At 36.6% G+C, this 10,804-nt stretch carries 11 protein-coding genes; 9 read left to right on the top strand and 2 right to left on the bottom strand.

Annotated features, from left to right (window positions below; genetic code table 11):
• Positions 1-71: 71 nt before the first annotated feature.
• Positions 72-464 carry a hypothetical protein gene (locus V7147_RS15370; RefSeq protein ID WP_335368719.1) on the bottom strand — a complete coding sequence of 131 codons (393 nt, stop codon included), beginning with the start codon at positions 462-464 and terminating at the stop codon, positions 72-74.
• 99 nt (positions 465-563) lie between these two features.
• Between V7147_RS15370 and V7147_RS15365 the strand changes: the two genes are divergently transcribed.
• The 9 genes from V7147_RS15365 to V7147_RS15325 all read left to right on the top strand — a co-directional run bounded on the left by V7147_RS15365 (position 564) and on the right by V7147_RS15325 (position 9,783).
• A complete protein-coding gene (locus tag V7147_RS15365; RefSeq protein ID WP_335368718.1) occupies positions 564-1,595 on the top strand; it encodes an XdhC family protein in 1,032 nt (343 codons plus the stop codon).
• Between the two features lie 235 nt (positions 1,596-1,830).
• A complete protein-coding gene (locus tag V7147_RS15360; protein ID WP_335368717.1) occupies positions 1,831-2,667 on the top strand; it encodes a sugar phosphate isomerase/epimerase family protein in 837 nt (278 codons plus the stop codon).
• 163 nt (positions 2,668-2,830) lie between these two features.
• On the top strand, positions 2,831-3,853 hold the full coding sequence (locus V7147_RS15355; protein WP_335368716.1) for a tripartite tricarboxylate transporter substrate binding protein: 1,023 nt from the start codon (positions 2,831-2,833) through the stop codon (positions 3,851-3,853).
• A 63-nt stretch (positions 3,854-3,916) separates the two neighbouring features.
• A complete protein-coding gene (locus tag V7147_RS15350) occupies positions 3,917-4,435 on the top strand; it encodes a tripartite tricarboxylate transporter TctB family protein (RefSeq protein WP_335368715.1) in 519 nt (172 codons plus the stop codon).
• A 102-nt stretch (positions 4,436-4,537) separates the two neighbouring features.
• Positions 4,538-6,061: a tripartite tricarboxylate transporter permease gene (locus tag V7147_RS15345; protein ID WP_335368714.1), complete on the top strand. Its 1,524-nt coding sequence runs from the start codon at positions 4,538-4,540 to the stop codon at positions 6,059-6,061.
• Positions 6,062-6,144: 83 nt separating this feature from the next.
• Positions 6,145-7,143, top strand: a complete 999-nt coding sequence (locus tag V7147_RS15340; protein WP_335368713.1) for a PdxA family dehydrogenase — start codon at positions 6,145-6,147, stop codon at positions 7,141-7,143.
• 195 nt (positions 7,144-7,338) lie between these two features.
• On the top strand, positions 7,339-8,355 hold the full coding sequence (locus V7147_RS15335; RefSeq protein ID WP_335368712.1) for a dihydroxyacetone kinase subunit DhaK: 1,017 nt from the start codon (positions 7,339-7,341) through the stop codon (positions 8,353-8,355).
• Positions 8,355-9,017, top strand: coding sequence for a dihydroxyacetone kinase subunit DhaL (dhaL, locus tag V7147_RS15330; protein ID WP_335368711.1), 663 nt, complete (start codon positions 8,355-8,357; stop codon positions 9,015-9,017). The genes V7147_RS15335 and dhaL overlap by 1 nt, the downstream gene beginning before the upstream one ends.
• Positions 9,010-9,783, top strand: a complete 774-nt coding sequence (locus tag V7147_RS15325) for a triose-phosphate isomerase (RefSeq protein ID WP_335368710.1) — start codon at positions 9,010-9,012, stop codon at positions 9,781-9,783. The genes dhaL and V7147_RS15325 overlap by 8 nt, the downstream gene beginning before the upstream one ends.
• 41 nt (positions 9,784-9,824) lie before the next feature.
• Here the strand turns inward: V7147_RS15325 and V7147_RS15320 are convergent, their stop codons facing one another.
• The gene (locus tag V7147_RS15320; RefSeq protein ID WP_335368709.1) at positions 9,825-10,595 is read right to left on the bottom strand and encodes a DeoR/GlpR family DNA-binding transcription regulator; all 771 of its coding nucleotides are present in this window, start codon (positions 10,593-10,595) and stop codon (positions 9,825-9,827) included.
• Between the last annotated feature and the right edge of the window lie 209 nt (positions 10,596-10,804).

The raw sequence follows: 10,804 nt of genomic DNA, 5'->3' as shown, positions 1-10,804 counted from the left end.
GCCAATTCATACGTCAATCTTGTTTCATTTAATAAGAAAGCACCCGAAAAAGAAACCCATAAGGATTTAAATTACCCTTTTTTAAAGCTATTATTTCCTTCATTAAGTGTCTCAATCAGACCAAGGGCTTGTGAGGCCTGTTCAATTTGTTGTTGAACCTGCTCTAGTTGCTGCTGTTTTGCTGTTGTTGCATGTGTCACTGCAACCCCTTGCATCTGGTTTAACAGCTGTGTGACTTGTTGTAGACTTTGTTGTGCCTGCTGCATAGACTGTAAATTATTCATATTTGCACTTTGTTGAAGAGTTTGTTCAGCTTGCAGCATGGCTTGTAAGGCTTGTTTCTTTTGCCCTTTAAAGAGTTGTTCTAATTGTGGCTGGCTTTCCTGTAATTGCTGTTGTTGCTCCTGGAATTGTTGTTGTTGGAAGCTTTGGTTCTCTTCTGGCTGTTGACCGGTTGTGTTCATATGGTTACTCCTTTCAAGAAAAATCAATCATTAGTAGTTTTCTTTAAATAAATATATTTATCCCTAATTTGAACGGCAAAGGTGGAAGGTGAAGGTTAATTGAACGATATTCATAGAATCCTGCAGATTTTAAAAGAAAGAAAAATGCAAAAATTCGCAATGGCAACGGTTATCAAGGTGGAAGGTTCAGCCTATCGCCGTGAAGGAGCAAAAATGCTGATTGACGAAAATGGAACCACATTTGGAATGATTAGTGGCGGTTGCTTAGAAGAAGATCTCACCCATCATGCAAAGGAAGTCATGCAAACACACCACCCTAAGATTGTTACATATGATATGAAATCTGAGGGGGATGCAGGTTGGGGGCAAGGTGCCGGTTGCAACGGAATCATCTATGTATATATAGAAGAAACAGGATGGGATTTGGATAAAGATCAAAGTTGTAAATCCGTATGGGACCTAATCTATCAAAAGCTCATTTCTGGAAAATATGTGGTTTCTCTATTAAATATCGATAAAAAGCAACGGATGTATTGTAGTGAAGATGGGGACTTGCTGAATTACCCAGAAAATGCGGACAGTTCACTGATTACTTATGTTGAATCATTTTTAGAACTTGGTAATAGGACAGCAAACGAAAAGGTAGATGGACAGGGCGAGATCATAATGGAACTGTTTCAGCCGAAGGAACGCCTTTATATCTTTGGTGCAGGTCCTGATGTACAGCCAGTTGTTGAATTAGCAGCAAAACTAGACTTTTCAATTTTGCTTATCGACCCAAGGAACAAGAGATGCAATCCTGAAAACTTCCCTACTGCCGACCATTACATCGTAGAACATCCACATATTTTCCTACAACAAAATGAGATACCACAAAATAGCTTTGTTTTAATCATGACACATAATTTTCAATGGGATCAAAAAGTGTTGAAGTATTTTGTAAAAAAATCAATTCATTATCTTGGGATTCTCGGACCAAAAAGAAGAACAGCACGGTTGCTAGACCCAGAGCCAATCCCTGATTGGATTCATTCTCCTGTAGGCATGGATATCGATGCGGAAGGTTCAGAAGAAATTGCGGTAAGTATTTGTGCGGAATTGATAAAAAAGCGAAAATCTATTCATAAATGAATGGTCTCCGTCTAATACGACGGATTTTTTTGTGTGGTTATCAATTTACTTTCATTTATATTCAATGGGTTATTGATATCCAATGAATACTATCGATTTATTTTTGTTTATTGTTATTTTTTATTGACAAAGTGAAAATAAATGATAAAATTAAGAAAAATACAACTTGGAAACGTTTGCAGTTAAACTAGTAAAAACTTTCAGATATTACTAGTATAAAAGGAGGGGACCCCCGTTGGCAATTAAATTTGGATGCCATGGATCAACATGGGAGCTTGATTATGATAAAGAGTGTGATTATCTCGATCAAATCATGGATACCGTTAAAGAAGCGGGATTTAAAGGAATAGATGTACAGGTCGCACTTTTAGGAAGATATAAAAATCAACCTGAAAAACTTAAAGAGGAACTGAAAAAGAGAGAATTAGAATTAGCGGCATTAACTGTTCCGTTTACATGGGCAGGAGAGAATGAAACCGAAGAAGAAAAAGCACACGCAGATTATTACATAAAGTATTTAAAACAATTTCCGAATGCTGTCATGAATGTTCCAGCAAGGGTTGGCCCGAACAGAGAACATTTATTGAAGAGACAAAAGGAAATTATCAATTGTGTGAACGCACTTGGGAGACGTGCACATGAAAATGGTGTAATTGCTTCCTTCCATCCTGCATCACCAAAAACTTCTTATTTTAGAATAAAAGAAGATTATGATGTCATGTTTGACCTTATCGATAGAAGATACCTAGGGTACACGCCAGACGCTGGACATATTAAGGCGGGTGGAATGAATCCAGTTGAAATTATTAAAGATAATCTTTCTATTATAAAACATGTGCATATTAAGGATTGCTCGAATACATTTGAGTGGAAAAAAATGGGTAACGGTGATATCGATTTCCCGGCGATTGCTGAAATTTTATATAACTCAGGCTACAAAGGGTGGATTATGGTTGAGGAAGAAACAGAAGAAGCAGCAATCGATCCCCACAATGTAATAGTAGATGTAGGAAATTATGTACAAGCCCAATTAGAACCAATTACGAAAGAGATAAAAACAGGTGCTAAATAAACTCACATTCCTGTGATAATTTTTTGGAAGAACTATGAAAATATGAAACAACCAATATTTTATTCTATTTGGGGAGGTGGAAGCTTCCGAAAAGAGCGGTTAACAAGTATTTGTAGCGAAGGTCTTGCGAACAATTATATTAAATACAGGGGGACGAACGAAAATGAAAAGAAAACTTAATTTTATGAGCATTTTATTACTTAGTCTTATTATGCTATTAGCTGCATGTAGCGGCGGGGGTTCAAAAGAATCAGGCGGTTCATCTGGCAGTTCATCATCTGATGGCGGAGACAGTAAAAAGGCAAGTGGTTATCCTGAAAGAAATATTGAAGTTCTTGTTGGGCACGGTGCAGGCGGTGGTACGGACATGTTCACGAGGGCAGTTACAAAAGAATTAGAGGAAATCTTGGGTGTTAACATTAACGTTGTTAACCAGGAAGGTGGAGCCGGTGTAGTTGCAGCACAAAACGCATTTAATGCACCTTCTGACGGCTATACATTAATTGGAGATGCTGCATTTTCTATTACAACAGCAGCTGGTACAAACACACATGGTTTAAATGATTTTACACCAATTGCACGTTTCCAATCTGATACTTATGCATTGTGGGTAAAGAAAGATAAGTATGCATCTATTGAAGACTTTTTGAAAGCCGCTAAAGAAAAACCAGGAAAGATTACGGTTGGTGGTACTGGTTCTTTAGGTATGGACGAAATGACTGTATTTATGTTTGGTGAAGCAGCTGAAGTGGATTTGAACTTTGTTCCGATGGAAGGATCAGGTGAGATGCATGCTGGGGTACTAGGTGGTCACTTAGAAGCAATGGTTGATGAGTTTGGTCCAACCAGGTCACTAGCAGAGGATGGCTCAATTATTCCTCTTGTCGTGTTTGCTGAAGAAAGATTAAAAGATTTCCCAGATGTTCCAACAACTGTTGAATTAGGTTGGGATTTAACTGATGGAAATGAACGAGGATTTTATATTAAAGCAGATGTTGATCCAGAAATTATCAAAATTTTAGAAGAAGCAATGAAAAAAGCATATGAGACTGAAGCTTATCAAAAATACGAAGAAGATAACTATTTACATTTAAGAGAAGGATGGTTAAATTCAGAAGACTTCACGAAGAGAACAGAAGAATTAATAGAAAAGTACAAAGTTATTATGGAAAAGCTTCAAAATTAATTTCGATCGGTAGGAGGAAGACTCCTCCTACTGAATTTTCTTAATTAAAGGGAGGGAGAAATTGTGACCGCTTCTAAAAAAGATTATCTATTTTATGGCATCGTAATTGCATTTGCTGGATTCTTTCTGATGTCAACTACACAAATTCATTCTGCAAATAAAACAACTATTTTAGGTCCTAAGGCATGGCCATCCATTATCTTAATTTTAATGTTGATTTTAGCGATTATGGGAATAATTAAAACATTTATTACCACTAAAAAAGCAGCTGCTGCTCAATTAGAAAAGTTAAACGAAACTGAAGAACCCGAAAAAAGAATTTTTAATATTCCGATGAGCTTAATCTCGATTTTATCAATCATTCTTTATTCAGTAGGTTTATACATTTTTGGCTTTATCATATCATCAATCTTATTTTTATATCTCTTAACTCAAGTTTTGGGTGCACGAAAACAACTCGTCATAATCCTGGTATCAGTTATCCTTACAGTTTTCTTTGTTTGGTTATTTTCCATTGTTCTCAAAGTACCTTTGCCGCGTGGAATCGGTATATTTAGAGAGTTTAGTCTTCTATTTTACTAAAAGATCCTATTTTTCATTTATATAGATGACATGCTTTTATCTAGCACGGTGTTTAAAAGCTTTCTAACATCTGGATGAAACAGTCAAGTCAGGGGGGAGAAAATGTTAGAGTTATTATGGCTAGGGTTATTAAATGTTGTTACTGACCCAATGAATATATTAATGTTATTTCTTGCAATTGTAATTGGCTATATAGGTGGGGCTATTCCTGGAATAAGTGGAACGATGTTGGTCGTTATCCTATTACCTGTTACGTATACGTTTGAGCCGGCTGCTGCATTCATTTTACTTACTGGTATTTATTCAATTTGTAGCTTATCTGGTGCCTTCGGTGCCATTTTACTACGGACACCGGGTACACCTGAAGCAATTTTTACAACCTATGATGGTTACCCTATGGCACAGCAGGGATATGCCGGACGAGCGTTAGGGATTACGATATTAACATCCGTTATTGGTGGATTGGTTGGAGTCTTCTTCTTAATCACCTTAACTCCATTTCTTGCGGAAGTTGCCCTGTCTTTCTCATCACCCGAGTATTTTGCTTTGGCTTTCATGGGATTAACAGTAGTAGCCTCTTTAAGTGGAAAAGACGTTTTAAAAGGCTTAATTGGAGTCCTTTTTGGATTAATGATTGCTACGATTGGTATGGATGCTCTGACAGGTAGCTTACGATATACATTTGGTATGCCAGTTTTAACTTCTGGTATTCACCTAATTCCTGTTATTACTGGTCTTTTTGCAATATCTGAATTTATTAAGAAAAGCACGGAATCTCACACTTTAGAAAATGCTATTAAAGTAGTAAAAACAAAAGTATTTGAAAAAGAGATTTTCAAAAAAATTAGTCCTACAATAGCCGGATCATCCTTAATAGGGATGTTCATTGGTATCCTACCGGGCGTAGGGGCAACAACTGCATCAATGTTAGCTTATAGTGAAACGGTAAGATGGTCAAAGGATGAAGAAAAAGAAACGTTTGGAAAAGGGAATCCAAAAGGAATTGCTGCATCAGAAACAGCAAATAACGTTGCAGCCATGGGGAGTTTAGTTCCTCTACTTGCTCTCGGAATACCTGGAGGTGCTACAACTGCCATACTGATTGGTGCATTTATATTACATGGAATGCAGCCGGGACCGATGTTATTTAAAACAGACCCAGTATTAATGTATACCATTTTTGCAGGATTATTAGTTTCAAACATCCTAATGCTTTTTGTTTCAACTCCTTTTATAAAGCTATTCGAAAAAATTATTAGAATTCCTTATTCTGTTTTAGGTCCATTAATTGTAGTACTTTGTGCTATCGGGACGTATACAGTTAGAAATAGCTTCTTTGACATCATTGTTATGGTGATCTTTGGAGTAATTGGATATTTACTAGAAAGATTTAAGTTCCCATTAGCAACAATTATATTAGGTGTTGTTTTAGGTCCGATTGCAGAAAGCCAGTTCAGACGTTCGGTTCAAATGTCTGATGGTGATTTTACAATTTTCCTTACAAGACCAATTAGTGTGACATTAATTGCTGTATCAATTCTTATGTTGTTCTTCCCTCTAGTGAGTGATTACTTTAAAAAACGAAAGAAGAAGAATAACAATACAAACATCAATCCAACAGCATAATAAAGTTTACATTCCTAAGTATTATCACTGTTTTATTAAATTTTTAAAGCTTAATGAATTTTACATCTAAAGGGGGAATTAGCATGAGCAAACCAACAATTGGATTATTATATGGAGATGCTGCAGGTGTAGGACCTGAGGTAGTCGCAAAATCTTTAGCAAACAAAGAAATACTTGAATCTGCTACTTGGGTTTTAGTTGGAGATGAACGTATTTTTAATCGAGGAGCAATGACAGCAGGACAAGAATTAAACTATCAAAAAGTAGAAAGCATCGATGAAGTAAACCCTGAGGCTGCATCAGTATGGCTAATCGATACAAAAAATACAGATCCAGCTGAAATTGAAATGGGCGTCCTAAGCTCGGAGTCCGGTAAGGCAGCTGGGGACAATCTAGTATTTGCATTAGAGCTTGCAAAACGAGAAAAAATAGATGGACTTACATATGGTCCAATGAACAAAAGTGGCCTATATCAAGGAGGATACGCGTATAAAGACGATATCCATTTAGTAGCTTCTGTATTTGGCCTTGAATCTGGCTTTATGGAAGTAAATGTAATGGATGACGTATGGTTCACACGTGTGACATCCCATATTCCTTTAAAGGAAGTTGCTGAAAATATCACAAAAGAAAATGTGTTAAACAGTATTCTTTTTGCAGATAAAATCGTTTCTAAGGCGGGAATTGAGCCGAAAATTGCAATTGCCGGCTTAAATCCACATGCTGGTGATAATGGGCTTTTAGGAGACGAAGAAAATGAAATCATCACTCCTGCAGTTGAAGAAGCGAAAAGCCAAGGTGTAAATGCACATGGACCTTTCTCTGCAGATACAATCTTCCTGCGTTTGAAAAAGGAAAACTTCAACTGTCTATTAGGTATGTATCATGACCAAGCACAAATTGGTATGAAAACAATGGGCTTTAATAAAGGTGTCACCATCAGTGGTGGACTTCCAATCGTAATCACAACACCTGCACACGGTACTGCATTTGATATCGCAGGCAAAGGTATCGTTGATCCAAGTGCATTTGAAGAAGCACTAAAACTAGGAATCAAACTAATCAACAACGGTTACAAATAAAAAGAGGAGGAGTACCTGATTGGTCAATAAAATTGACGATTTGGTACTCCTTTTTCTATGAATCTACTTTTTAAATGAATATCAATTTGTAAATTGACACCGCTTAAATAAAAGATTAAAATAGTAAATGAAAGTAAATAAAAACAAATACAATAATCTTATAATTTTATATATTTTAAATAAGGGGGACATCAAATGAAAAAGATAATCAACAATCCTAGTCATGTTGTACAAGAAGCTATAGAAGGTTATATGTATGCATATAAAGACTCTTTGATTAAAGTAAAAGATGTAAACGGAATCATACGTAAAGATATGAAAGATAAAGTTGCCATTGTTACAGGTGGAGGAAGTGGACATGAACCATTATTCCTTGGCTTTGTTGGAGAAGGTCTAGCTGATGGTGTCGCGATTGGAAATGTGTTTGCAGCACCAACACCAAATACGGTTCAAGACGTTGCAAAAGCAGTTGATCAAGGTAAAGGTGTCCTATTCGTATATGGAAATTATGCTGGTGATGTTCTTAATTTTGATATGGCTGCAGAACTCTTAGATTTTGAAGATATTCAAACTAGAACTGTATTAGTTGCGGATGATGTTGCATCAGCACCAGAAGAACGTAAAGGTGACCGCAGAGGAATTGCAGGAGACGTTTTTGTCATTAAAGTTGCTGGTGCTGCTTCAGAAAAAGGCTGGAATTTAGATGAAGTAACCCGTGTCACTCAAAAGGCAGCAGATCAAACATTTTCAATTGGTGTCGCAACATCACCAGGCTCCATTCCAGGTGAAACAGAACCACCATTTGTATTGGGTGATGATGAAATTGAGCTAGGAATGGGAATTCATGGTGAACAGGGGATAAAACGCACTAAACTAATGCCAGCAGATGAGTTAACTGATGAATTACTAAAAACATTATTAGTAGAATGCAAGATTCAAGCAGGGGATGAAGTAGCTGTTTATGTAAACGGTTTGGGCTCTACAACATTACTAGAATTACTGATTGTGAATCGTAGGGTTGCCCAAATCTTAGAAGAAAAAGAGATTGCTATTTATGACATGGATGTAAATAGCTATTGCACCACGCAGGAAATGGGCGGTTTTTCTATTACATTCTTAAAATTAGATGATGAATTAAAAGATTTATATGATGCTCCTGCACATTCACCATACTACAACAAAGCGCAAAAAATTAAAGGGGGAGTAAAATAATGTCTACACAAACACTAAATGCTCTTAATCCAAACCAAGTGAAAGAAATGTTTTTATATGTTGGTGAAAAGGTAGTAGAAAGCAAGCCTTTACTAACAAAGATTGATAGCGCTATCGGTGATGGTGACCATGGCATCGGAATGTCAGTTGGTTTTACTAAAGCTGAGGAAAATCTAAGGACAAATGAATTTACTACTATAAACGATGTTTTTAAAACGATAGGGATGTCGATGATTTCTTCAATGGGAGGAGCATCGGGAGTAATTTTCGGGACAATGTTTGTTGGCGGTATCAAAGGACTTGAGCCTATGGAAACACTTGAACTAGCATCTTTAGCTGATATTTATGAAAAGGCATTAGAGGCAATCAAACAACGTGGTAAGGCTGAACTTGGTGATAAAACGATGATTGATGCATTTCAGCCTGCTGTTGCAGCGTTAAAAGCAAGTGTTGCAGCAAATGATAGCTTTCTAGACGGACTTCGCAAAGCAGAAGCTGCTGCCCTTGAAGGTGTGGAAGCGACTAAGGATTTTATTGCGAAGTTTGGACGGGCAAAGTCTTTAGGTGAAAGGGCAATTGGTCATCAAGATGCAGGTGCTACAACGGTCTTCATTATTTTTAAATCCATGAAGGAATGGGTAGAAGGCACAGACAATGAGTAAGATTTGGATCGGCACCAATTGGAAAATGACGAAAACAATTGTTGAAGGAGTTTCTTACACAAAGCAACTTAAGCAAATTGCAAACGAACTTACCTCCAGTATTGAGTTATTTATTATTCCCTCTCACACTGCGCTAGTTGATATTAAAAAGGAAGTATCTGACTCCAGGATCAAGCTTGGAGCACAAAATATGCACTGGGAAGATACTGGAGCTTATACCGGTGAAATTTCACCAAAGATGCTGGATGAGATTGGTCTAGATTTAGTTGAACTAGGACATTCGGAGCGACGACAATATTTTAATGAAAATGATGCTGATATTAATAAAAAAGTATATGCTGCACTAAAGTATGGAATAAAGCCTTTGGTTTGTATTGGTGAAAACATCGAACAAAAGAATAACTCAATTTCACGTGAGGTACTTGCTGCACAGTTAAAGGTATGTTTAAAAGGACTTTCAGAAGTTCAGGCTAAACAGGTTCTTGTTGCTTATGAGCCTGTTTGGGCAATCGGAGAAAATGGCATTCCCGCAGACGCTGGGTATGTCGGGGAAATGCATGCTTTCTTACGAGATACATTAGTTGAGATGTTTCCAGAATGTGGCCCTGATATTCCATTATTGTACGGCGGAAGTGTCAACCTGGAGAACTTCCTAAAATACATAGATCACAAAGATGTTAACGGTCTATTCGTAGGAAGAACCGCATGGAATATGGAGTCATTTACAATCATTCTCCGCGAGCTTGAAAAGCATTTGTATAGTTAAATAGAAAAGGATACTCGAAATCGTGAGTATCCTTTTGCGTTCTATATAACTTTAATGTTTTGTTTTGTTAATTCTTTTAGGAAGTTGGCATCCAATTCCTTATCACAAATGATTGTATCAAGCTGGTCATAGCTTGCGAATGTCGCAATAGAGTCTGTCCCAATTTTCGAATGGTCCAGTAATGCGACAATCTTATCTGCCTTATTGGCCATAACCCTCTTTAATTCTACTTCGTAAACATTAAAATCTGTCAGTCCTTCCTCAATCGAAAATCCTCGAGCTGACGTAAACATCGTATCTATATTGATCTTATTTAATACATTCGTACCTAGTAAGCCTTCAAGTGCCATTGAGCCCATTCTAGCCATACCGCCCACTAAAATCACATTGACTCCCGGATTTTCCTTCAATTCGATCGCTGCAGAAATTCCATTTGTAACAACAGTGATATTTAAAGTAGATTCCCTTATTAATCTAGCTAATGCAAGGGCTGTCGTACTGGCATCAAGTATAATACAATCCTTTTGACTAATAAGATTGATTGCTTTTTGCGCAATGATGTTTTTAGAATCAGGATTTTTCTTTTCACGTTCAGAGAAGCTTACCTTTGCTGATGATAAATCCTCATTTAAAACAGCTCCACCGTGTGTTCGAGTCAACAGACCTTCTTCCTCTAACAAATTTAGATCCGTTCTTAACGTCGCTTCGGAAACGTTTACATCCCTTGCCAAATCCTTAACGGTTACTCGTTTTTTTTCCTCGAGTATATTTAATATTAATTGTCTTCTTTCAGTCGCGAATAATTTATTCATGATTACCCCTCATTTGAATGAAAATAAAAATAAAAAATAATTAAAAAGCAAAATATTAAGGTTTCCTAAATATTATCATATTTAAAGTTTAATCAATATTAATATAGAAGGCAAGGGTTTTGTTTAATGAAAAGATGATATTTAAGTAATGAAAAAAACAAAAATAAACGAAAATAAATATTGATAAAAGAAAATATATAATATAGAAT

This window comes from Bacillus sp. JJ1521 (assembly GCF_036965165.1).
Classification (GTDB): domain Bacteria; phylum Bacillota; class Bacilli; order Bacillales; family Bacillaceae_L; genus Ferdinandcohnia.
Note: the sequence above shows the minus strand (reverse complement) of the source record. Positions and strands in the feature narration are given on the sequence as shown.